Genomic DNA, 23987 nt, shown 5'->3' on the forward strand with positions numbered 1-23987 from the left:
ATGTGAAGCTTTTTTAGAGGGGAAGCCGATGCTCCTTTCCTATTGCTGCAAGGCTTTACTCTGCATCAAAAAGTCGATAAACGTACGCATAATCCCGTGAACAGGTGTATCCTTGAGGTAAATCAGCTCGAAGTTCCGGTTGATTTGCGGCAGATTCAGGACGTCTACTTCCTGCAACTCGCCTTCGTCCAAGTCTTTGGAGATGGCAAACCGAGGCAAAAAGGCGATGCCCAGTCGTTGTTTGACCATCCGTTTCACGACCTCGATATTGTCAGCCTCCATGACGACATTGTTTTGTAGCTGAAAATGGCTGAACGCGTTATTGATCAGCTTCCAGTCGAGCGAGCCCCGATTGAACAAGATCAGTCGTTCACGTGCGACTTCTTCAATGGAAACCTGATGGCGATATCCAAACGGATGGTCGGGATAAATCGCTAAGACCATGTCATCCGGCATCAGCTGAATCCGGTTAATCTGTGGATGGGTAACGGCACGAGCAATTCCGAATGACACCTCGTGGTTCAGAACCATATCGAGCACCTGATGGGAATGTCCGGTCAGGATCGTCAGCTTGATTTTGGGATACAGCTGCTGGAATTGCTGAACGAGGTCAGGCAAAATGTAAAAGGCAGAGACAAAAACGGTGGAGATGGTCAATTCTCCCTCTACATCGCCTTGCGATCGCTGAATTGCTTGCTGTCCCTCTTGCAGCATGTGCATGATGCTTTTTGCATAGGGAAGGAACAGATCGCCTTCCTTTGTAAGAGAAATCGTATGACCCGTACGTTGAAACAGCTTACAGCCCATAGTCGTCTCGAGTGCCTTGATCCGCATGCTGACCGTGGGCTGTGACAGATAGAGCAAATCAGCCGTTTTGCTGAAGCTCCCGGTCAAGGCGACAAAGATGAATGCTTCAATTTGCTCCATATTCATGAGTAGTGGCTCCATTATGTGAATTTTTAAAGTGGTCTATTGCAATTTTTAATTGGAATCGCTTATAAAATTACATTAACTTAAAATTAGCAGAATAGGTAGAGTTCTCAAAAGAAAATAGCCCAAGGGATGGATGAAAATGGCCAAGATGCCGATTATCGATTTGCACTGTGATGCACTTCTGAAAATTTGGGAGAAAAATGGGGCTCTGTCCTTTGCGGATGCGGACGAGCTGGACGTCAACAAGAAACGGCTACAAGCTGGCGGGGTAAAGCTGCAGTGCTATGCGATCTGGACATCACCTGAATTGTCCACGGAGCAACGTTTTCAAAAAGCTTTGGATCAAATTCATTACTTTTATACAGAGGTTCTCGGGAAGCATCCAGAAATGAAACAAATCCGGGATTGGAGCGATCTCGACCGTTTGCAAGAGGGAGAGATCGGGGCATTGCTGACGCTGGAGGGTGTAGAGCCAATCGGCAACGATTTGAAGAAGCTGCACATTTTTTATCAATTAGGGGTTCGCTCTGTGGGGCTCACCTGGAACTTCGCGAATCTCGCTGCGGATGGTGCGCTGGAACCGAGGAATGCCGGTCTGACCACTTTTGGCAAGGAAATCATTCGGTTCCACAATGAACATAAAATGTTGACGGATGTCTCGCATCTAGGGGAGGGCAGCTTTTGGGAAACGATGGAGCTCGCCACTTACCCAATCGCGAGTCATTCAAATGCACGTGCAATCTGCGAACATCCACGCAATCTGACGGATGAACAGGCAAAAGCGTTATTTGCCAAAGGCGCGAATGTACATGTCGTCTACTGCACCCAGTTTATCAATGAAACGACACCAACCACGATAGATGATTTGATCAAGCATATCGATCATTTTTGTTCACTCGGTGGCGTGCGTCATATCGGGCTCGGCTCCGACTTCGACGGCATTACCGCAAAGGTCGTGGGCTTGGAGCATGCGGGGCAGAGCCAAAACCTGATCAACGAGCTGCTCAAGCATTATAAGGAAGAAGAAGTGCGCGGGTTTGCCTATGAGAACTTTCTGCGCAATCGTCCCGTGTAAGCGATCGGCATAGCTTCACGAAAGGAATGAGGGAATGTATGACGAAAAAAATTCGGCAGCTCGGTGCGACAATCGGGAGGCTGCCGGTCGGCCAGAAAAATGACATTACGGATGTAGCCGGAGTCCGAGTGGGACATGTAACGATCCAGCATGAGCTGGACAACGACGATTATGCATGCACTGGTGTGACAGCCATTTTGCCACATGGCGGCAGCCTGTTTCGCGAAAAGGTAACCGCAGCCAGCTATGTGATCAATGGCTTCGGCAAAACGACGGGACTCGTGCAAGTAAATGAGCTGGGGGTATTGGAATCGCCGATCATGCTCACCAATACGTTTTCCGTTCCAGCGGTTACACAAGGGACTCTGCAATACATGCTGGATACGAACGAAGAGATCGGTGACACGACCGGGACGATCAACATAGTCGTGGGCGAATGCAATGATGGTTATCTCAATTCCATTCGCCGCTGTGTCGTGCGCCCGGAAGATGCTAGAGAAGCGATCCAGAACGCAACGGACCAGGCTGTAGAAGAAGGAGCTGTCGGGGCAGGGACGGGGATGATTGCCTTTGGCTATAAAGGTGGTATCGGCTCGTCTTCTCGCATCGTTGTGGCTGAGGGGCAGGCCTATACATTGGGAGCTTTGGTACTCAGCAACTTTGGCAACAAGAATGATTTCCTGGGAGCAAATCTGTTCACAAGCTGCAAAAGCATCGAAAACGCAGTAGAGAAGTCCGAGGATGGCTCCATCATCATCGTACTGGCGACAGATGCGCCGCTCAATGATCGACAACTGCTTCGGGTAGCAAAGCGCGCAGGAATCGGCTTGGGACGAACGGGGAGCCATTTTGGGCACGGAAGCGGGGACATCGTTATCGCTTTTTCTACAGCGCAAAAAATCCCCCATCAGGCAACAGCTATTACGGAAACGCGCGTGCAGCTACGCGAGGATCACCCGATCATGAACGAGCTGTTTGCTGCTGCGGCAGAAGCGACAGAGGAAGCGATCTACCATTCTCTTGCGCAAGCAGTCACGACTACAGGAAGAAAAGGACGAATCGTTCATGCGTATCCCATTCAGGGCATAGGAGAGTAGTAACATAACCCTACAAATGGTGACATACCTTGAGTGTAAAGAGCTGCATGGTGTGATACAGGAGGTAGGGTTATGTACATTGAAGTCGAAAAGGGTGTCACAGTTTTCGTTGAAGACCTCAATCCTGGCCCGAATACCAAAACGATTTTTTTCGTTCACGGCTTGCCGATTTGTCAGGCGGATGATTTTAATAAGAAGCTGATGGAGTTTATTAACTCTTGATATGGAGAGGGTTAGAAAGCCGATATTTCTGCCTTGGTGCAGGATATCGGCTATTTCTTTTCGAACTTACCCAAATATAGTTTTCTACAGCACATGGAAAAATAACGATTAAGGATGGGGAATTTGAAGAAAAAACTGTGGATTTCTATACTACTTATAGCAATATTTGTGGGAGGTTTTTATTTCCTTATAATAGGTAATCCCCCATTGGAAATTGGCACCCTTGCTTCAAGTAAAGATCATAAATCTGTTGTTGTGGGGATAGGTAATAAGGGCTTTGGTGAAGTGCAAATCATGGATGTTTCAGTAAATAACGATGAAAAACCTTCAAAAACAAAAGTGCAGGTTAGTAATGCTTTACAAGGCTTCATCATAACGGATGATTATGATAATCCGGGCTCCAAACCGTATGGATTTCAGAATATAGAGGATATAGCGATAAAAGCTGGCACATCTCCTTCTGCTTATTTTAAAAAAATGGATGAGGGTGCTGCTACGAAAAACGATGAAATCTATGGACTTAGTCTTATTCATCATGAAGCAATAAACAGAGTGAATATAAAGTACAGCTATCTTGGGATTACATTTGATGAGAGGGTGTCCGTTGAAGCGGGGGTAAATCGATGAGTCAAATGAAAGTTGTACCTGTCGAAGTTCCCTGGATGATCTCACCCTCACATGATTTCGTCGGTTTTACAGGTTATGAGGAGCGGAGTCAAGCATTGGGTCTTATGCGCACATGACTCATGTATCGATGTGTTGGCCTATTCTTTTGCATGGGAAGAGGTCGAATGGGGGAAAGCCATGTAAGGGCGATGCCGCTGTACAATAAAATGAAAAAATATGAGATCACGTAGAAAAGGAGTGTTCCTAGGGCATGTTGAATGGAATGGACCACGCAAGCGTTTCAGCTCTGGAGGCATTTGTGCAACAGTTCATGGAGAAGGAAAAAGTGCCGGGGCTCTCCATTGGCATCTCCCTGGAAGGTGAGACCATCTATCAAAAGGGCTTTGGTGTCACTGATCTGGGGACAAGTCAGCCCGTAACACCCGAGACCATTTTCGGCATTGCTTCGGTTACCAAATCATTTACGGCTGCAGCCATCATGCAGCTCGTGGCAGAAGGCAAGTTGTCTGTTGAAGACCCGATTCGCAACTATTTGCCTGATTTACAAGGAAAGGGAAACATACATACTGACAAAATGACGATCCACCATTTGCTCTCTCACACTTCAGGTGTTCCACCACTGCTGCGCCGTGAAGAATTGACGAGACTGCCCGAGCATATTGCCTATTTGAACGAAGTCCAATTTGCTCCCCTTGGTGTGCCAGGTGAGTATATCAGTTACAGTAACGACATGTTTCTCCTGCTGGGGGCTATTATCGAGCGTGTCACGGGGCAGCGGTACCGTACCTATGTAACAGAACGCCTGCTAGCGCCGCTCGAAATGAATCGCTCGACCTATAACCTGGAAGAAGTCGCTCGCTTTTCCGATGTCTCCGTTCCTTATGTCAAAGGGGAGGAGCAGCAACTGAAAAAAGTGCCGTGGCCCACACTCGGCAATTATGAAGTGGGGGGAGGCATTCGTTCCTGCGTCGTTGATTTGCTGAAATACGGACAGCTCTATATCAATGCCGGGCGCTATCAAGAGAAGCAAGTCGCAGATGGCGCCTCGCTTAGAGCCATGTGGCAGCCGATTCATCGCCTGACAAAGGACGCCTGGTATGGCTATGCGCTCAAAACAACCCCCAATTATGCCGGAATAACGCTAGTTGAGCATGGTGGCGGTCAGCCCGGGGTGTCATCGAACTTTGGGTTCGTTCCGGAAAAAGGGCTAGTCGTCACCGTTCTTTCCAATCTGGAAAACGTGCCGATCAGAAACGTCTGGCTGGCTGCTGTGAACGCTGCCCTTGGTTTACCGCTTGCACATAAAGAAGACGAAGCCCCGCTCTATGCGCCGACGAGAGAAGAGCTAGAGAAGCTCGTCGGGACGTACACGTCAGGGGAAGGCGGAAGATTGCGACTCTTCCTTCGAGATGATGCTCCTGTAGCAGAGGTAGCTGGTATGGAGTACGAGTTACGGGCCAGTAGCCACGATACGCTGATCGATGTACAAAATGGACAACCCCTGCGCTTCTTTTTCAAAAAACAGCAACAAGCATGGGCGGTCCTCATGGGGCTGAGGATGCTCTGTAGGAGTGAAAACAAGCTCTAGACTGCCTTCCATAAATGAAGCAGCGGCGACCTAAGACATGATCATAAAGTCTTGGACTCGCCGCTGCTATGACTGTCCCCTCTATCTGGTTGAGATTCCTCTGCCTAGTCTAAAAATAATACGTCGAGATTAAAAAGGCGAGAAAGCAAAGAACGAGAGCTGGTATTGCTTTCGGAAAAGGATCTCTAGCAATCACAAGCAGGATGAAGGCAGCTACCAACATGGTCACGCCTAAAAGCAATCCAGCTAATAATGCCGCGATCGAAAACCATATTCCAATAATCAAGCCAATGGAACTGATGATCTCAATAAAGCCAGTTAAGAAGTTAAAGATGGGAGGGAGTCCAAAGCGGTCAAATTCATTCGCCATTTTACCGGAAATAATTTTTGTACCTGTAAACATAAAGAAAATCGCTACAATGACTTGCAAAACCATTAGGGTCATAACCATAACAGCTTCCTCACCTTCGTTATTCCGTATCAAATTAAATGTATGCTATAGCATGTATTTGATGAGGAGAGTATCTGCATCTCCATTTATTCATCTTTTACTACTTGATATAGCTTGTCGAGCAAAGCATGCAATTCCGCAATCTCTACCTCGGTAAGGTTTTGCGTTACATGTTGATGCGCTTCGGTAACGACGGGTAGAAGCTTTGATTTCAGTTCCATCCCTTTCTCACTCAGCAACAAGTTATGAGAGCGTCGATCCGCGTCATTTAAAGTGCGAATGACGATTCCCTTTTTTTCAAGCGAGTAAATCATTCTGACGACGGTGGTTTGATCTCGGTCAATCGCATCCGAAAGTTCTTTTTGTGTGATCGCTCTTTCTCCATCCATGACACTAAGAATTCCCCATTGCTCTGGTGTGATCTCAAATTGTTTTAACCTTTTCTTAAAATAGTTCGTCATTTTCATATCTGTTCGGTGAAGAAGGAATCCGGTCAGATTGAATAATTCCATAAGTAATCGAAACTCCTTTATTATATGCTATAGCATATAAAATGCTAACGTATTTATTCCAGTTAGTCAATTAAATAGTTTCAGGAAAGAATACTGAAAAAAGAGTAAAGAAAACGAAAAAACTGGTAAAGATATCAAAACTTATAATTCAGAATATTTAATATAATACGAACTGTCTCGCAAAAAGATCATGAGGGGGTTCGTGTATGGGATTTCGTTCCTGGATTTCTGTGGCGCTCCAATTAACGATGGCAACAGCATTGCTTGTAGGCTGTAGTCAGCCGGCGGCCACTCCTGACTCAGCAGCGTCGTCAGGTGCGAATGGCGTCACGCTAAAAATGGTCGAGAGCATTACCAGCCCACAACGAACTGCGCTGTTAAAAGAAATGCTAGCCCAGTTTGAAGCGAAGAATCCGGGGATCAAAGTCGATCTGATTTCACCTCCATTTGAAGGAGCGGATCAGAAGATCACACAGATGCTGATGGCAAAAGAAGAGCTGGACGTACTAGAGGTACGCGAATTCAATGCCAAGCAGTTTTCGATGAACGGCTTTATTGAAAATTTGAAGCCCTACACAGACAAATGGCAAAATTACGATCAGCTGACTGACGTCGCCAAACGTCGAGCCACTTGGGTGGACAAAACTCCTTACTACATTCCGAATGGACTCTACCAGCGCGTCTTGTATTATCGGACGGATTGGTTTAATGAAGCGGGGATCGAGGTGCCGAAGACGTGGGATGAGCTCTTGGTCGCAGCCAAAAAGCTGACGGACCCAGCCAAAAACCGCTACGGTTACAGCTTTCGGGGAGGTGCGACCGGGTGGGATTACGCGATGATCACCATGTGGGCCTACAACGGGACAGAGGTCGACCCTGACTCTGCCTTTTTCATGAAGGATGGACGCACGATCTTCTCCACGCCGCAATCATTGGAAGCAATGCAATATTACAAACAGCTTTACAAAGAAGCCTCTCCAAAAGATTCGGTGAGCTGGGGCTTTCAGGAGATGGTACAGGGCTTTGTAGCGGGTTCAACTGCCATGTTAATTCAAGACCCTGATGTCATTGACGGGGCGAAGGAGAAGATGCAGGAAGGGACGTGGGCGACCGCTCCGATTCCGATTGGTCCTTCAGGTGTGGCCCAGCAAGTAGTCGGTGGGCCGGGCTGGGGAATGACGTCGTACTCAAAGCACAAGGAAGAGGCGTGGAAGCTGATTGAATTCCTATCTGAGCCTGAACAAAGCACTCATTTTGCGAAAAAGACTTCCACGATTCCTGTCGTGAAGAGCGCGGCAGAAGATGAATTTTACAAGACGGGTTACTTCCAGCCGTTTATTGAGATGAGTCAGCAGCCGACAAAGTTCCTCGATGTTTCACGTCCTGTGGACTACAAAGGCTGGGGAGCTTGGCAAAGCACAGCGGATAAAGATATTCAGAGCTTTTTGCTCGATCAGTTCACCGCAGAGGACCTGTTGAAAAAATGGGATCAATACTGGACAAAAGAAAAAGCCGAGCGAAAGTAGACGTGGGGGGATGGTAGCTTGGACACGCAAAAACCCATCGTCACAATGACGAAGCAGGTTGTGCCGGAAGGGAAGAAATCGTTCCGAATCTCCAAAGAAGGTCGCTTTATATTTTTGTGCCTATTGCCCGCCATTTTGTTTGTTTCGGTCTTTACGTATTATCCACTCGTGCGTGGAATCATCATGTCTTTTCAGAACTACACGCTCTTTGACTTGATGAATATTCAGTTCATCGGGCTGGACAACTTTGTAATCGTACTGACAAGCCCAGACTTCCCGCGTGTTGCCATGAACAGCTTTTACTGGGTGTTTTTCTCCCTTGTCTTTCAATTGCTGTTTGGCTTTATGCTGGCCCTCTTGATGCGTAAAAAATTTCGCGGGAGAGGGATTTACCAGGCATTTATCTTTTTTCCGTGGGCGATGTCCGGCTTTTTGATTGGGCTTATTTGGCGGTGGATGTTTAATGCCCAGTTTGGCGTCATTAACGATTTGCTCTTGAAAACGGGTCTGATCGAAGCGCCGATCTCCTTTTTGGCAGATGGAGCTTGGGCGATGGCTGCCGTTATTATCGCGAATATTTGGTATGGCGTCGCGTTTTTTGCCATCATGATTCTGGCAGCTCTGCAATCGATCCCAGAGGAGCTGTACGAAGCGGCGGCGATGGATGGAGCGGGGCGGATTCAACAGTTTTGGAGGGTGACACTGCCGTATATCATGCCTACGATGCTGGTAACGATTCTGTTGCGGGTCATTTGGATTCTAAACTTCCCGGACATTATTTACGCGATGACGAATGGTGCACCAGCCGGTTCCACGCATATATTCGCTACCTACATGATCGATAAGGTCATCTTTGGACAAGACTACGGGCAAGCGTCGGCAGTGGGTGTCATCATCGTATTGATCTTGATGTTGTTCACGATCTTTTACGTGAAAGCGACCAAAGTAGAGAAGGGAGGGGACTTCTGATGCACCGTGAACATCTAGGGTGGAGGACTGGCAGAGCATTGTCTTGACCTTGTTTCTTGCGTTCGCGATTTTCCCGCTGTATTGGATTATCATTACGTCGCTCAAAGGTCAAAAGGAAATCTTTTCGCTCCCGATTCAATATTGGCCGGAACAGGTGACGTGGATCAACTACTTGGGGATCTTTCAGATATCCCACTTTCAGGTGTATATCTGGAACAGCTTTCTCGTTTCCTTGGTCGCTTCGGCTATGGTCGTGTTCATTGCGATGCTCGGCGGTTATGTGCTGGCCCGCTTTTCGTTCAAAGGAAAGCGGCAGGTGATGTTCGGATTTCTCGTCACCCAAATGATCCCGATGTTCATTGGCATGGCGCCGTTGTACATGATGATGTCCAAGATGCACATCTTAAACAGCCTGTTTTCGTTGATGCTCATCTACACGGTCATGCTGATTCCATTTTGTACGGTCATCATGTCCGGCTTTTTCCAACGGATACCCAACGCCTTGGAGGAAGCAGCGATGATGGACGGCTGCTCCCGATTGAGCGCCCTGTTTCGCGTCATCGTGCCGATCATGCTCCCCGGAATTGCGGCCACGTTTATTTTCGCCTTTGTCCAATGCTGGAACGAGCTGATTATGGCGGTCCTGTTCATTGATGAAGAGTCGGTCAAAACGATTCCCGTCGCGATGAATGCCTTCATCAAAAAGTACGATATCGAATGGGGAGCGATGTCGGCAGCTACGGTGCTGTCAGTCATCCCGACGATGCTGTTGTTTGCCTTTTGCCAAAAGTATTTGGTGGAAGGGCTCACACAAGGTGCCGTAAAAGGCTAGAGGTAGTCCCGCATGCCAGCATGGTACGCTGTCTCATCGTCGTTTTCCAGACCAAACAACGCTTCCTCCAAGGCAAATGTGCTGCGGTAAAATCTCATCCTTGTCATCACCTGCTCAAGCTGGGGGTACACCGGAGTGAAATGCTGCAAAAACGGTTCCCCGTAGCTCGCGCAGAGTCCCGCGAGGTCGTAAGCAGGATCGCCTACACCAGAGCCGCCAAAGTCGATGATGCCTGTGATGCGTTGTTTTGCCGGAGAGTACAAGATATTCCCGATGCCGAAATCTCCATGAGTCAAGCAAGGCTGAAAATCAAAGTGAGCAGGGTCTGCCAGGTATGCTTCAAAGCGTTCTGCCACATCCTTTTTCGCTTGCTCACGCATGGCTGGGAACAACTTCGAAACAATCTGTCCATACAGCTCAGTCAACTGCTTGGCCATGTCAAAATCCCCAGGGATAAGCTCCGGGAGCAAGGAGGAGACGGGGAGCTGGTGCAGTTCATGAAGAAATTGTGCCAGCTGGGTAGCGACAGTCGGTACCGCGTTTTGACGAGAGGCTGCTCGAAAAGCTTCTCGGGTAAAAGGCTCACCTTCGAGTAGCGGATATCCGGCAAACACCCGCCCAGGTGTTTCCTCGGCAAAGGACAAATAGACCGGAGCCGGAATCGGCAGGGAGAGATATGGTTTTACCGTGCGTAAAATGTTCGTTTCGACCTTCAGTTGCTCGATCCCGGCGGTATATTTCGGGAAGCGAAACACGTACGCGTCATTGACGATGAGCACATCATTGTTTTGGCCCATCTCGTTAAAGTAGGCGGAAGTGATGGTCAACTCTGGATATATTGCTTGAATGTGTTGGATATACGCTTGCGTTGTCATCATGATTCTCCTTCCAATACCTCGCGTTTCGAAAAAAGAGCACTCTCCCCTAAGGAAGGTGCTCTTTCGTATTTACGATGCTGCCAGTTCAAATCTGACGAGCGTTTCTTTGGTGTCTGCGAGCTTTTCTAGTTCAACAATTCGCCAGTTATGGGAGATTGTCCTGCGCATCCACGCCAATGCATCGTCACGTAAGCGAACGTGGTGCAGCGCTGTTTCCTCGACTTGGTAGTCGCGCTCCGCTTGGATGTTGTAACGTTTGTTCAGCAAAAACTTGATCCCGTTAAAAGTGGTGAACTTGATCTGGTACCCTTCGCGAATCGCAGCTTCCAGCGTAGAGGGATCATTTTTGGACAGTTCAAATAGATGGGTGTAATCGTACTTGCCGCCCTCCACGTCCGAAAAAGGCGCAGGGTCACCCTTTCTCAGCTTGTGGATGATTTCTTCATCGACGAATCCATGGGCACGGGCTGCCTCTAAGAGCATCGTTTCCCACTGGGATAGTTTTACGGTAGACATGGACTGTCCCTCCTCTTGTCACGATGTAACGGCACAGACATCGCCAGCCTTTCTCCTAGTATAAAACAATGAAATTGTACTTCTCAACTACAATTCCGACTGTTTTACTATGAAAAATGCGGCGAACTGCTTTACTCAGGATGAAAACGAGGAGAGCTTCTTCTTTTCACGCGGCTCCTTGGAGGTTGTGGTCAAGGTCACGCCCGCGATAATGAGAATCGCACCGAAAAACTGTACGGCTGTTACAGGCTTTGCCAGCAATAACAAGCCGAAAAGCATGGCAATAAACGGTTCCAGATTGGCAAACATCGCCGCTTTGGCAGCGCCTACCTTCTGTAGCTGGCTGTTCCAGATTAAGGTCACAATGCCGTGCATGACGACAGCGGTGACAAACAAGAGAAGCCAGGATGAAAGGCTGGTGCTTACCGTGGCCGTAGGGATGCTGATCAGGACAAAAGGCAGCATCGACCCGAAGCCGATCAAATTGGATACGAGCGTCGTCACGAGTGGAGGGAGTCGATGTCCCAACAACCTGACGAGGATGATCGAGGTAGCGAACGTCAGCATCGTCAATACAATCCAGAGGATACCGACATCAAAATGCAGCTCTGCCCCTGTATAAATGACGAATATGACACCTGATGTACCGATCACCGAACCGATTGCCATGCGACCGGTCAACGACTCTTTCAAGAACAAGGCAGCCAAGAGAGCAGTTGTAATCGGCGTCAATGCCAGGATCAGGGCGGAGGTTGTCGGATCCGCTGTAACGAGCCCTTTGTAGAAGGACCACTGGTTGATGAATACGCCGACAACTCCCAGTACCGCGAGCAAGAGCCAGTCCGTTCGAGAGAGCTTTTGCATTTTCAGCCGCCCTCTGGACCAAATGAGCAGAAACAACACGATAAACAAGAGACGCATAGCCGACAAAAAGAGCGGAGAAAACTCGGCGACGAGCATTTTCCCGAAGACGAAATTGCTGCCCCAAGCGGTTACGCAAAAAATGAGCAGCAAGTAGGAGCGTAGCATAGGATTCGTTCCTTCCTGTGGGTCAGCGAGTGTGATCCGGCGTTCGGATGTACCGTTTCCATAGCCAGGTCATGCACAAGTAGGCGGTTAAGACCAGAGCTGTACATAAGGAGGCAATCCAGATTGCCATCATCGGATCGACGTACATCCGGCTGCTGTAGCCTGCGACGAATCCCATTACTGCGCTGATCAAAATGAATGTAGGTGCTTTTCCCTTTGTCAACACGATGACGACGACAGGCAAAAACAGCGAGGCATACATAATGCCAAAGAAGAACAGCAAATCCAGCAAGGTCGGCTGGAAGTAGATCGTCAGACCATATGAAAGCGCACCGATGGCAATGGCAAGGCTGTAGCCCAAACGGATTTTTTGCCGTTCCGAAGCGTCTGGGCGGAACAGCTGATAGACGTTGTTGACCATCAGACTGATCATGGAATGAAGACCTGCACCAAAAGCGGACATGATCGCACCAAAGGCACAGAGGACAAATAATACAAGCAAGATCATCGTGTCAATCTTGCGTACGAGATCAAACAACAGCGAGTAGATATCATCAAATCCGCCCGTAAAAAGGACGATGATGATCAGCGAGGAAAACGCCAGTGGTACGGTGGCAAAAATGAGCCCGGACACCAGAAAGGTAGGGACGATCTTTTTCTCTTCCATCATATAGAGCCGCTGCCACGATGCCTGATCGACAAACACTTGGCCAAACCCAATCAACAGCCCGGTTATGATAAAAAAAAGACCCTCGTTGTTGTTGAGCACCAGAAGGTAAGGATGGTAAAGACGCAGTCCGTTATAGACGTGCTCGACACCTTTTCCGACGAAAAAGTAGACGGGAATCAGGATGATGGCCGCAAACGTAATGACAATTTGCACGATGGCAAAACGATGGATCGAGCGGATTCCCCCGATGCCTGCAAATAACACACAAAATCCAAAAAAACAGAGCAAGCCAAGAGGGATCGGTAAGCCAAACAAGATGTTCAGCAATACGCCCCCAGCCATTCCCTGGACGAACATCGCTTCAATCGTCGTAATCAAAAGGATGATGATCATCAGCCAGTAACCAAACGGATGCAGCTTGTCCCGCATGTAATCCCCGATGGTCATCCCTTCTGATAACTCACGCCGGACCTTGCGCCCAAGCAGCCCAAACATACTAAGGGCAAATGCTCCCATCAAAGCGAAGCCGATCCCGCCAAATATCCCGTATTTGACGAGTGCTTCCGGTGAACCGAATATCGTGTTTCCGGTTACCCAGCGGGCGAGGATCGAGACGACCCCAAGCCCAATGCCGATCTTTGCTGCACCGACCACGTATTCGCGAAACGATAAGTAGGTCAAGAGGCATTCCCCTTGTCCCGGTATTCTTTCGGGGTTTTCCCCACTACCTTGCGAAAAATGGTGCTGAAATAGTGTTGGCTGTTGAAGCCAGTCCGCTCGGCAACCGTCGATATGCTCCAATCAGGATGAGCGATCAGGAACTTCTTCGACATTTGAATGCGGTACTGCATTAAATACTCAGAGAATGAGACGCCTACTTCTTCATGAAAACGGCGGCTCAAATAGGTAGGATTGATATGGACCTCTGCGGCCAGATCAGCCAAATTGAGCTTCTCCGCGAATTTTTGATGGATGATGTTCATCGCATCGGAAATAATTCGGGTGTAAGCGGATAGGGCAGGGCTCTTCTGATATTTTTTCAGAATGTCGACCAGCTCGCTCTCAATGACGGGCTTCGTGATGTAATCCACGACACCGAGGCGGATCGATTGCTTGGCATATTGAAAATCCTGATAAGCCGTTACAATGATGAGCTCGATGTCTTTGTGCTGGGCTCTCAGCTCTTCGCCAAGCACCAGCCCGGATTTCCCCGGAAGATTAATGTCCAGAAAGGCGAGATGAAGAGGAACCTTCTGGCTGATCGCCATGGCCTTGCTGCCATCTGCGGCCTTGTAGAATTTCCACAAGGGGAACATGGGCTGAATCAAATACTCGAGTTGATCCAGCTCCAACGGTTCGTCATCCACGAGTAGTACGTTCATCTTCTCACCTCAGATCGATTTGTTCATACGTACAGGGCCACTTGACAGATACAAGAGTTCCTCCCTCGGATATCGGAGCAAGCTCCAGTTGTGCATGATCACCAAAACAAAGGTGGAGCCGCCTGCGGATATTGTCCAACCCGTGACCGCTCTTCTCATGTGGCTGTTCAGTTTCGATCTCACTTTCATTCTGGAATGCTGTGAGTCCGGAAGAACCGTTGTCGATGACCGTAAGCAGGACATCGTCATCTTTTCGGCTTATGCGGATGTCTAGGATAGCTTCGCCCATTTTTCGTTCCAATCCATGCTTAAATGCGTTTTCCACAAGCGTCTGCAAGACGAATGGCGGTATGGATGCTTGCAAGAGATCTTCTGCACAATCTAGCTGAATCCGAAGCCGATCGCCGAAACGCAGCTTTTGAATCTCCAAATATTGCTCCGTGTACGTAATCTCCCGCGCCAATGAAATCAATGGCTCTGTGGATTTGTATTTGAATTTGAGAAACTGGGAGAGGACTTCGAGCGCTCTCACCAGTTCCTTCGTTCGGTTCAATCGCGCCAGACTCAGAATGACATTTAGCGTATTAAACAAGAAGTGAGGCTGGATTTGTTGATTCAATTGATTGTAGAGAGCTTGCTGCAACTCTTTTTCCAGCTCGATCTTCAGATTCTTGTTTTCTAACAGATCAATCCGCTTCTCAAAAATGAACAGAAACAATAAAGCAATAGCTCCTATGATAGGAGCCAAAATAAACAGCAGAATGAGCAATGTGAAACCTTCAAAGCTTATCATGAGATCCCTTCTGTATGGATAGATTTTGCAGTTACCATCATATCATGCTGCTTCGTGATCTCTTGCGTTTTTAGAAAATTTTAATCTCTCTATGATCAGACTTGGGCAAGGTGGCAGGCGACTTGGTGTGTGTCGTGCAGGCTCGTGAGTCCTGGTACTTCTGTTTTGCAGCGATCAATCGCATACGGGCAACGCGTATGGAAGCGGCAGCCCTGTGGAGGATTGATGGGAGAAGGTACATCTCCGCGCAGAATGATCCGCTCCTGCTTTTTGTTGATGTCCGGCACCGGGATCGCAGACAAGAGTGCCTGTGTGTAAGGATGCTGCGGGTTGTCGAACAGCGACTTTTTATCCGCGATCTCTACCACTTTACCGAGGTACATCACCATGACGCGATCCGAGATGTGACGAACGACGCCGAGGTCATGGGAGATAAACAAATACGTCAGTTTGAATTGCTTTTGCAACGATTTCAGGAGATTCAGCACTTGAGCCTGAATGGATACGTCGAGTGCCGATACAGCCTCGTCACAAATGATCAGCTTCGGTTGCATCGCGAGGGCACGGGCAATCCCGATCCGTTGGCGTTGTCCGCCGCTGAATTCATGCGGGAAACGGTCAATTTGATCCGGACGCAAGCCTACATAGCCGAGCAACTCGATAATGCGCTCGCGGCGTTGATGGGCAGGTACGATATTTTGGATCGCCAACGCTTCCCCGAGAATAGCGGATACAGATTGGCGCGGGTTGAGCGAAGCGAATGGGTCCTGGAAAATGACCTGCAAATGCTTGCGCATGTCGCGCATTTGCTTCTTGGACATCGCCAGCAGATCTTGTCCCTCGAATAGTACCGTTCCGCCCGTCGGTTCATCCAGACGGAGGATGGCACGACCGGTAGTGGATTTGCCGCAACCGGATTCACCTACAATACTCAGTGTTTCTCCTTCATGGATCGTAAAGCTGATGTCATCCACGGCTTTTACATGATTGACGGTACGGCCTAAAATGCCGCCTTTGATCGGGAAGTGCTGCTTGAGATTTTTTACCTCGAGCAGTGGTTTTTTCGTTGGATTCGTTTGTGTTGTCATCATGGTCATACCCCCACTTCCGTAGCAGTCTTGGTGTCGCCGTCCCACTCAGACGTATACATCCAGCAGCGTACTTTGCTTCCGTCTGCATACTCCAAGAGTTCAGGAAGCTTCGTATTGCACAGCTCTGTTGCATGCGGGCAGCGTGGAGCGAAGCGGCATCCAACTGGCATGCTGAACGGACTTGGAACGTTCCCTTTAATCGCTTGCAGCTCTTCTACATCCTCATCCAGACGGGGGAGGGAGTTCATCAGCCCTACTGTATAGGGATGGCGTGGATTCGCGAACAGGTTTTGTGCAGTCGTGTACTCTACGACTTTTCCCGCGTACATAACCGCAACGCGATCGCATGTTTCAGCAACGACGCCAAGATCGTGAGTAATCATGATAATGCTCATGCCCATTTCAACTTGCAGCTTTTTCATCAGCTCGAGAATTTGAGCCTGAATGGTAACGTCCAAAGCTGTCGTCGGTTCATCCGCGATCAAAATTTCCGGGCGGCAGGCGAGAGCCATCGCGATCATAACGCGTTGACGCATACCCCCAGACAATTCATGCGGCTCTTGAGTCGCGCGTTTTTCCGGGGAAGGAATACCGACCAGACGCAGCATGTCTACAGCCTTGTCCCATGCTTCCTTACGTCCCATGTTTTGGTGGAGGCGCAATACCTCTGCAATTTGCTCCCCCACCGAATACACCGGATTAAGCGAGGTCATTGGCTCTTGGAAAATCATCGAAATCTCGTTGCCACGGATCGCGCGCATGTCTGCTTCCGATTTTTTCGTCAGGTCTTGCCCTTTGAAAAGGATTTCTCCTCCTACAATTTTTCCCGGAGGACTGGCAATCAAACGGAGGATCGAGAGGGAAGTGATACTTTTTCCACAGCCCGATTCTCCTACCAGCCCGAGTGTCTCTCCTCTATTTAGAGAGAAATCAACGCCGTCCACTGCTTTACTGACGCCATCTTCTGTGAAAAAATGCGTTTGCAGATTGCGAACGTCCAGGATGATATCTTGTTGCTCCGGCATGGTGATCCCTCCTTAATTCAGATCAATTCGTTTATTAAAGTAGCGATACAATACATCGACGAGCAGGTTCACGAACACGAAGATAATGGAAGCGATCAGGACGCCGCCTTGTACGACAGGCAAATCACGCATGCGGATCGCATCGACGATCAGACGGCCCAAGCCGTTGATGGCAAAGACAGATTCTACGAGAACCGTACCACCCAAAAGGAAACCGAATTGCAAGCCAACGACGGTAATAATCGGGATCAACGCGTTTTTTAAAGCATGCTTGTAAATGATGACTGTTTCACGCAAGCCTTTTGCTTTCGCTGTGCGGATGTAGTCTTGACGCACGACGTCGAGCATGCTGGAGCGAGTCATACGAGCAACGATGGCGGCCCCAGCGGTACCGAGTGTGATCGCTGGCAAAATCATGTGCTTCCAGGTGCCCCAGCCTGCGACCGGGAAGAGTTGCAGCTTGACGGAGAACGTGTAGATCAAGCTCAAGCCGAGCCAAAAGCTTGGCAAGGATACACCGAGCAAGGCAATGACCATGATCGTAATATCAGCAGCAGAGTATTGCTTGGTAGCAGATATGATCCCTGCGATCATCCCGAGGACAACCGTTACAAAAATACTGGCAACGGCGAGCTCGATAGTAGCGGGCAAGCGCGCCATGATCTCATCCCACACCGGAAGATTGGAGCGAAGTGATGTGCCAAGATCGCCTTGGAACACGTTGGCGACATATTGCACGTATTGAACCATGATTGGCTGATCTAAGCCGAGCTGTGTACGCATTTTCGCAATCGTTTCTTCAGAAGCGCCTTCACCAGCAAGCAATACAGCCGGGTCGCCAGGAACCATTTGCATGATTAAAAAGACGACCAGAATGACACCGAGCAGGACGGGAATCATCTGCAGCAGGCGACGGGTAATGTAAACAAACATGTAGCATTCCCTCCTATTGTTTCATTCGTGGATCGAGAGCGTCCCTGAGGCCGTCCCCAAAGATGTTGAAGCCGAGAACAAGAGTTGCAATAGCAAAACCAGGGAACATGGCCAGATGTGGAGCGGTAAACAAGAAGTCGCGTCCGTTACTGAGCATGGCGCCCCACTCCGGCAGAGGAGGCTGTGCTCCCAGTCCAAGGAACGAAAGGCCAGCGGCGGAAAGAATCGCGGTAGCGAGGCGCATCGTTGCCTGTACGATAATAGGAGACAAAATGTTTGGAAAAATGTGTCTAAAGATAATGATGAAGTCATTGGCACCGAGTGAGCGGATCGCATCAATGTACTCCAGTTTTTTCACAGTCAAGGTTGAGCCGCGGACGATCCGTGCAAATACAGGAATCGAGAAAATACCAACGGCGATCATAACGTTAAAGAGACTCGGCCCTAAAGCACTTACGATAGCCAGAGAAAGCAGGATTCCCGGGAAGGCGAGCAGGACATCGATGATACGGGAGATGACCGTATCTACCCAGCCTCCGTAATAACCGGATAATAAGCCGAGAATAATTCCGAAAAATGCACCAATAAAGACGGCGACAAATCCGACGGACATCGAGAGCTGTGTTCCGTATAAAAGACGGCTCAGTACATCCCGACCTTTGTCATCGGTACCCATCCAGTGTTCAGCAGATGGTGGCTTCAACTTGTTAACCAAGTCAATTTCATATGGATCGTAGGGAGCGATGAATGGTGCCAACAGGGCAATCGCGATGTAAAAAATCACGATACAGCCGCCTACCATGGCGAGTTTGTTTTTTCGTAGTTTCCTGTAAAAAGTCCGCCATTTGCTAGGGCGTGCAGCCGCTGCTTTCGGCGGAAGAGCTTGATTGGTTGGTGCGATCTCAACCTTCATGGTGTAACCCCTCCTTTGCTTACGTCAAAGTTATCAGAAAAATGTACGAAGTAAAGGCAATTTGAACAAGTCGTAAAAATAGTGAAAATAGACGTAAAGATTGTGCAAATCAAGTCTTCCGGCTTCCTAGATAATGGGGGAGAAAGGAATGGAGAGAGACAAAGAGAGGGTGGATAATGGATGGGCGTTACCTATTGGTTGACCAATGTTCGTTTGGAGACGGGCTACCGTCGGGAAAATGGTGTCGTCACGGGGACAGAGGCATCCTTGTTTCACATTTTGGTAAAAGACGGAAAATTCGTGCGTATTGTACCAGCGACAGAAAAGCTGACAGACGGTATTTTACAAAAGGATGCAAAAGGCTTATTGGCACTCCCGTCTTTCGTAGAGAAGCATGTTCATTTGGACAAGACGCTTCTGGGAGAACCATGGCGGGCCGTCATTCCTGTGTCCAATATTATTGAGCGCTGCGAAATTGAAAAGCGCACACTGCCAGGTTTGCCGACAACCACACAAGAGCGTGCGGAGAATCTGTTGGAGATCCTCTTGTCCTATGGCTCGACGCACGTGCGCACACATGTGGACATTTACCCGGAAGTGGGAATCTCCAATTTGGAATCAGTGAAAGCAGCATTAGCAACCTACGCGGATCGAGTCACCCACGAGATCGTGGCGTTTCCGCAGCATGGCTTGTTGCGTACAGACGCAAAAGCACTCTTGCGTGAGGCATTGCGCCAAGGTGCGACTCATGTAGGGGGCGTAGACCCAGCTAATGTAGATGGCGATATAGAAGAATCCTTGCACCAAATGATGGAGCTGGCAGTAGAAGCAGACGCAGGTGTGGACTTGCATTTGCATGACCCAGGACATTTGGGTGCTTACACGATGAAGCGACTGGCAGCTATGACCGTAGACGCTGGCTGGCAAGGCCGCGTAGCAATCAGCCATGCGTTTGCACTCGGAGATATCCCTGTTCAAGAAGCAGAAGAGATGGCGACGATCCTGCGGGAAGCAGGCATTACAATCATCACCAGCGTGCCATTTAGCCGCGTGATTCCACCTGTGCAGCTGCTGCACCAAAATGGCGTAGACGTTGCGGTCGGCTGCGACAACATTTTTGACACGTGGCAGCCTTACGGAAATGGCGATGTGCTGGAGCGCCTCTGGCGACTGGCAGAACGCAATCGTTGGTTGGACGAGCTGTCTTTGTCTCAATCGCTGCGTTTTATCACAGGTGGCAAAACGACGCTGGATGCCAACGGAACACAGCTGTGGCCTGCACAAGGGGAAGACGCTAGCCTGGTCCTCGTGGATGCGACCTGCTCGGCAGAAGCGATCGCGCGCCGTGCAGATCGACACGCTGTATTCTTCAAAGGCAAGCTCGCTTCTGGTCAAGTGGAAGAAGTGAACGTTTAAGAGGGGGGAAAAGCCGGTGAAATCTTCTCCTTATTGGATCGTCAACGCTCGATTGGAAATCGGGTATGAGTGGGAAGAAGGCGTGATCAGTGGAACGCGGACAGAGCTGTGCGATTTGCTCATTGAGCATGGAAAAATCACACGCATTGTCCCTTCCAGTGAGATTTTGGAGGATGGGCTGCCTAAAAAGGACGCGAAGGGCTTACTGATCTTGCCGTCTATGGCGGAGAAGCACATTCATCTGGAAAAAACGTATTACGGCGGCCCGTGGAAGGCAACAACTCCCGTAAAAAACTTGTTCGAACGCCACGCTGAGGACAGAGAGCTGTTGCCGATGTATCTCAAGCAGGCACAGACAGGAGCAGAAAATATTCTCTCGCTACTGGTGGAAACAGGGGTTACGCATGTAAGAACGCATTGTCATGTGGACCCGCAGGTTGGTCTTGGGTTTTTGGAAGGAATGAAGAGTGCGTTTGAGACGTATGCAGACCGTGTCTCCCACGAAATCGTTGCTTTCCCGCATTATGGCATGCTGCGTACACAGGCGGGCGAAATGGTTCGTGAGGCACTGCGTCAAGGCGCCACTCATGTAGGCGGCGTCGATCCAGGTGGAGTCGACGGCGACATCGAGCGTTCCCTGCAAACGATGCTAGAGCTGGCAGTCGAAGCAGATGCCGACATTGACATGCATTTGCATGATCCGGGGCATCTCGGCGTGTTTACGATGAAGCGCCTGGCTGCTCTGACGGAAGAGGCGGGCTGGCAGGGACGTGTCACGATTAGTCACGCGATGGGATTAGGCGATGTTTCGCAGGAAGAAGCCAGAGAGCTGGCACAACGACTCGCCTCTCTAGGTATCTCCATTGCATCGACCGTTCCGATTAATCGCCCGACCATTCCAATTCCGTTGCTGCATCAAGAAGGGGTTGCTGTCATGCTCGGCAACGATAGCCTGACAGACAACTGGACACCCTTTGGCAGTGGAGACTTGTTGGAAAAAGCAGGACGACTGGCTGAACGCTTTCGCTTGACGGATGAAAGATCGTTAGGCGCAGCACTCGGCTTCGTGACAGAAGGGCGGATCACTCTCGATGAAACCGGGAATCGTCTGTGGCCATTGGTTGGAGATGAGGCGAGCCTGATGGCGGTCGAAGCGACATGTTCAGCAGAAGCGGTTGCAAGACGTGCGAAGCGCAAGGTCGTTCTTTTCCAAGGCAACAGGGTAGCGGGTGAGTGGTAGTACTACTTTTAAATAGAAAGGATGTCGTGGATAGATGTCTACAGCCTATTGGATAACCAACGTCCGTTTGGAGAGCGGATACCGCAAGGAAAATGACAAGGTGGTTGCTACAGATACTGAAGTGGCGCATCTATTAATTGAAGACGGACGAATTGCACAGATCGTGAGTGGAGCTGCTCCACAAACCGAGCTGCCAACGAAGGATGCCAGCGGTCTGTTGGCACTGCCGTCGTTTAGGGATATGCATATCCACATCGATAAAACGTACTATGGCGGCCCTTGGAAAGCCGTGACACCAGTAAAAAACATCTTGGGTCGACTGGAAGAAGAGAGCCAGCTCATGCCGAATCTGTTGCCAACAGCACAAGAGCGCGCAGAAAAAATGCTGGATTTGCTGCTATCCGCAGGCTCCACCCATATTCGCTCCCATTGTAATATCGATCCATACATCGGACTCAAAAACCTGGAAGCGACCATGGCTGCACTGGAAACCTTTGGCGGCAGATTGCAATGCGAGGTCGTGGCCTTCCCACAGCAAGGTCTCCTGAGAAGCAACCAAGTAGAGAACATCCGACAAGCCTTGAAAATGGGCGCGACCTACGTTGGTGGTGTAGACCCGGCGACAGTGGATCAAAACATCGAGAAATCACTCGCTACCATTTTTGAGCTGGCAGTTGAAGCAAATGCACCAATCGACGTTCACTTGCATGACCCGGATCATCTCGGGGTGTTTACATTCAAGCGTCTGGCTAAAATGACCGAAGAAGCAGGGTGGCAAGGTCGCGTTACCATCAGCCATGCCAATTCCCTTGCTGATATCAGTTTGGAGGAAGCAGGGGAAGTAGCAGAAATGCTCGCTGGCTTGGGCATTTCGATCACTTCTACTGTACCAGTGAACAGAGGGACGATTCCGATCCCATTGCTGCATGAGAAAGGCGTTTCGGTCTCTCTCGGTGACGACAGTATTACCGATCACTGGTCGCCATTTGGACAAGGAGACAGCCTGGAAAAAGCTGGTCGATTGGCTGAGCGCTTCCGCATGCAGGACGAGCGTTCCCTGTCCCAAGCACTAGGCTTCATTACAGGTGGGAAGACGCCGCTGGATAAAGAGGGCAACCGCATGTGGCCGAATGTTGGCGACGAAGCGGATATCGTATTCGTTCATGCATCATCGGCAGCAGAAGCAGTTGCACGCCGTGCGAAGCGCCAAGCTGTGATGTTCCGCGGGAATGTCGTTTCTGGGGCTTTATAAAATCGAAAATGAAATCTTTAACAAAAACAGACACGCGAATGTGACGTGTCTGTTTTTATGTTTCATTCGATAGGGCCTCAAAATAATCGACAACAACCTCACGGAATTCTTGAGCAGCTCGCGAAATGTACCGACTCCTGTGCCATAACAATGCGATTTCCCGTACCAATTCGTGATTCTCTACTTGGAGATACTTGATTTGTTCACGAGAATCTCTTGCCGTGCTTGGTATGAAGGCTATGCCAATTTCTGCTTCCACCAGCTGGATTAGCCTTGCAGGTTCATCTCCCTCATACACATAGGTGGGTGCAAATCCAGCTGACTTGCATATAGCGTCTACGAAATCGCGTGTACCGTACCCTTTCTTTACACCGACAAACGATTCATCCTTCAGCTCTGTCAAAGATACGATGCTTCGGTCTGCCAGTCGATGTCTTCTTGGAACAGCTACGAGGATAGGGTCAATGAACACGATTTGACATTCAATGTCATCGTCTTGTATAGGAGGGGAGGACAAGCAAAAATCAACCTCTCCTCTATGAAGAAGCGTAACCATTTCCTGGGTGGTCAGCATTTGTACATGAAATTGGATATCGGGCCGCTTTTTCCGAAACTCTCGAAGGATATTGGGCAGAGTGCTTGCAGTAGTCACCGCCAATTCAAGCGTGCCATGCTCCGGGTTGGACAAATCGCGAAGCTCCAGTTTTCCTTGTTCCAATTCAAACAAAGCTCTTTCTACCCGGCAGAGGAATTTGCTTCCGTACTCATTCAGACGCAGCTTTCTCCCGGTACGATCAAATAGAGGGACTCCCAGATCCTCCTCCAATCGTTGAATCGTTTTGCTTAGGGACGATTGGGTCACATGCAGACTTCGTGCAGCTTCGGTCACATGCTCCATACGAGCTACGGTAAGAAAGTATTGTAGTTGAAGAAGTTCCATTTAGCTCCTCCATTCATTCCTTTCAATCAATGGAATCATAACATGAAATGCGTTGGAGTAAATGTTTGATTTCCAGT

Annotated in this window: 24 protein-coding genes and 1 pseudogene; 11 read left to right on the forward strand and 14 right to left on the reverse strand. The window is 49.3% G+C overall.

Going from position 1 to position 23987, the window contains the following annotated elements; all coding sequences use genetic code 11:
- Positions 1-39: 39 nt before the first annotated feature.
- Positions 40-933 carry a LysR substrate-binding domain-containing protein gene (locus C7R91_RS26990; RefSeq protein WP_047070860.1) on the reverse strand — a complete coding sequence of 298 codons (894 nt, stop codon included), beginning with the start codon at positions 931-933 and terminating at the stop codon, positions 40-42.
- Positions 934-1072: 139 nt separating this feature from the next.
- Between C7R91_RS26990 and C7R91_RS26995 the strand changes: the two genes are divergently transcribed.
- The 5 genes and pseudogenes from C7R91_RS26995 (at position 1073) to C7R91_RS27020 (ending at position 5542) form a co-directional block, all read left to right on the forward strand.
- On the forward strand, positions 1073-2008 hold the full coding sequence (locus tag C7R91_RS26995; RefSeq protein WP_047070862.1) for a dipeptidase: 936 nt from the start codon (positions 1073-1075) through the stop codon (positions 2006-2008).
- Positions 2009-2046: 38 nt separating this feature from the next.
- A complete protein-coding gene (locus C7R91_RS27000) occupies positions 2047-3105 on the forward strand; it encodes a DmpA family aminopeptidase (RefSeq protein WP_047070864.1) in 1059 nt (352 codons plus the stop codon).
- A gap of 72 nt (positions 3106-3177) precedes the next feature.
- A pseudogene (locus tag C7R91_RS27005) lies at positions 3178-3276 on the forward strand (alpha/beta fold hydrolase); the annotation flags it as partial.
- 165 nt (positions 3277-3441) lie between these two features.
- Entirely contained in the window at positions 3442-3954 is a 513-nt protein-coding gene (locus C7R91_RS27010; protein WP_047070865.1) for a hypothetical protein, read from the forward strand.
- Positions 3955-4216: 262 nt separating this feature from the next.
- Complete coding sequence (locus tag C7R91_RS27020; protein ID WP_047071285.1) at positions 4217-5542, forward strand: serine hydrolase domain-containing protein; 1326 nt, start codon at positions 4217-4219, stop codon at positions 5540-5542.
- Positions 5543-5651: 109 nt separating this feature from the next.
- Here the strand turns inward: C7R91_RS27020 and C7R91_RS27025 are convergent, their stop codons facing one another.
- On the reverse strand, positions 5652-5987 hold the full coding sequence (locus tag C7R91_RS27025; protein ID WP_047071287.1) for a DoxX family protein: 336 nt from the start codon (positions 5985-5987) through the stop codon (positions 5652-5654).
- A gap of 92 nt (positions 5988-6079) precedes the next feature.
- Positions 6080-6505 carry a MarR family winged helix-turn-helix transcriptional regulator gene (locus C7R91_RS27030; protein WP_047070867.1) on the reverse strand — a complete coding sequence of 142 codons (426 nt, stop codon included), beginning with the start codon at positions 6503-6505 and terminating at the stop codon, positions 6080-6082.
- A gap of 206 nt (positions 6506-6711) precedes the next feature.
- Between C7R91_RS27030 and C7R91_RS27035 the strand changes: the two genes are divergently transcribed.
- Genes C7R91_RS27035 through C7R91_RS27045 form a run of 3 tightly spaced genes read left to right on the forward strand, consistent with a single transcriptional unit; the run spans position 6712 to position 9832 of the window.
- The gene (locus C7R91_RS27035; protein ID WP_047070869.1) at positions 6712-8031 is read left to right on the forward strand and encodes an ABC transporter substrate-binding protein; all 1320 of its coding nucleotides are present in this window, start codon (positions 6712-6714) and stop codon (positions 8029-8031) included.
- An 18-nt stretch (positions 8032-8049) separates the two neighbouring features.
- Positions 8050-9000, forward strand: coding sequence for a carbohydrate ABC transporter permease (locus C7R91_RS27040; RefSeq protein ID WP_047070871.1), 951 nt, complete (start codon positions 8050-8052; stop codon positions 8998-9000).
- Positions 9001-9043: 43 nt separating this feature from the next.
- Positions 9044-9832: a carbohydrate ABC transporter permease gene (locus tag C7R91_RS27045; RefSeq protein ID WP_236697897.1), complete on the forward strand. Its 789-nt coding sequence runs from the start codon at positions 9044-9046 to the stop codon at positions 9830-9832.
- Here the strand turns inward: C7R91_RS27045 and C7R91_RS27050 are convergent.
- The 10 genes from C7R91_RS27050 to nikC all read right to left on the reverse strand — a co-directional run bounded on the left by C7R91_RS27050 (position 9829) and on the right by nikC (position 19062).
- Positions 9829-10707 carry a phosphotransferase family protein gene (locus tag C7R91_RS27050; RefSeq protein ID WP_083995110.1) on the reverse strand — a complete coding sequence of 293 codons (879 nt, stop codon included), beginning with the start codon at positions 10705-10707 and terminating at the stop codon, positions 9829-9831. The two genes, C7R91_RS27045 and C7R91_RS27050, sit on opposite strands and share 4 nt — an antisense overlap.
- A gap of 72 nt (positions 10708-10779) precedes the next feature.
- On the reverse strand, positions 10780-11226 hold the full coding sequence (locus tag C7R91_RS27055; protein ID WP_047070877.1) for a hypothetical protein: 447 nt from the start codon (positions 11224-11226) through the stop codon (positions 10780-10782).
- A 135-nt stretch (positions 11227-11361) separates the two neighbouring features.
- The gene (locus C7R91_RS27060; RefSeq protein ID WP_047070879.1) at positions 11362-12255 is read right to left on the reverse strand and encodes a DMT family transporter; all 894 of its coding nucleotides are present in this window, start codon (positions 12253-12255) and stop codon (positions 11362-11364) included.
- 22 nt (positions 12256-12277) lie between these two features.
- Positions 12278-13606, reverse strand: coding sequence for a sodium:solute symporter family transporter (locus C7R91_RS27065; RefSeq protein ID WP_047070881.1), 1329 nt, complete (start codon positions 13604-13606; stop codon positions 12278-12280).
- Complete coding sequence (locus C7R91_RS27070) at positions 13603-14307, reverse strand: response regulator transcription factor (protein ID WP_047070882.1); 705 nt, start codon at positions 14305-14307, stop codon at positions 13603-13605. Before C7R91_RS27070 ends, C7R91_RS27065 begins: the two co-directional genes overlap by 4 nt.
- Before the next feature lie 4 nt (positions 14308-14311).
- Entirely contained in the window at positions 14312-15100 is a 789-nt protein-coding gene (locus C7R91_RS27075; protein WP_047070884.1) for a sensor histidine kinase, read from the reverse strand.
- A 95-nt stretch (positions 15101-15195) separates the two neighbouring features.
- The gene (locus C7R91_RS27080) at positions 15196-16191 is read right to left on the reverse strand and encodes an ABC transporter ATP-binding protein (protein WP_106786242.1); all 996 of its coding nucleotides are present in this window, start codon (positions 16189-16191) and stop codon (positions 15196-15198) included.
- 2 nt (positions 16192-16193) lie between these two features.
- Positions 16194-17216, reverse strand: a complete 1023-nt coding sequence (locus C7R91_RS27085) for an ABC transporter ATP-binding protein (RefSeq protein ID WP_047070886.1) — start codon at positions 17214-17216, stop codon at positions 16194-16196.
- A gap of 12 nt (positions 17217-17228) precedes the next feature.
- A complete protein-coding gene (gene nikB / locus C7R91_RS27090) occupies positions 17229-18149 on the reverse strand; it encodes a nickel ABC transporter permease (protein ID WP_047070888.1) in 921 nt (306 codons plus the stop codon).
- A gap of 13 nt (positions 18150-18162) precedes the next feature.
- Complete coding sequence (gene nikC / locus C7R91_RS27095) at positions 18163-19062, reverse strand: nickel transporter permease (protein ID WP_047070889.1); 900 nt, start codon at positions 19060-19062, stop codon at positions 18163-18165.
- 180 nt (positions 19063-19242) lie between these two features.
- Here nikC and C7R91_RS27100 point away from each other — a divergent pair, with 180 nt between their 5' ends.
- Genes C7R91_RS27100 through C7R91_RS27110 form a run of 3 tightly spaced genes read left to right on the forward strand, consistent with a single transcriptional unit; the run spans position 19243 to position 22970 of the window.
- Positions 19243-20478, forward strand: coding sequence for an amidohydrolase (locus C7R91_RS27100; protein WP_047070891.1), 1236 nt, complete (start codon positions 19243-19245; stop codon positions 20476-20478).
- A gap of 16 nt (positions 20479-20494) precedes the next feature.
- Positions 20495-21718, forward strand: a complete 1224-nt coding sequence (locus C7R91_RS27105; protein ID WP_047070893.1) for an amidohydrolase — start codon at positions 20495-20497, stop codon at positions 21716-21718.
- 34 nt (positions 21719-21752) lie between these two features.
- Complete coding sequence (locus C7R91_RS27110) at positions 21753-22970, forward strand: amidohydrolase family protein (RefSeq protein ID WP_047070895.1); 1218 nt, start codon at positions 21753-21755, stop codon at positions 22968-22970.
- A gap of 55 nt (positions 22971-23025) precedes the next feature.
- Here C7R91_RS27110 and C7R91_RS27115 read toward each other — a convergent pair whose 3' ends face one another.
- Complete coding sequence (locus tag C7R91_RS27115) at positions 23026-23910, reverse strand: LysR family transcriptional regulator (protein WP_047070897.1); 885 nt, start codon at positions 23908-23910, stop codon at positions 23026-23028.
- Positions 23911-23987: the final 77 nt, after the last annotated feature.

This window comes from Brevibacillus formosus, from assembly GCF_003013405.1.
Taxonomy (GTDB): domain Bacteria; phylum Bacillota; class Bacilli; order Brevibacillales; family Brevibacillaceae; genus Brevibacillus; species Brevibacillus formosus.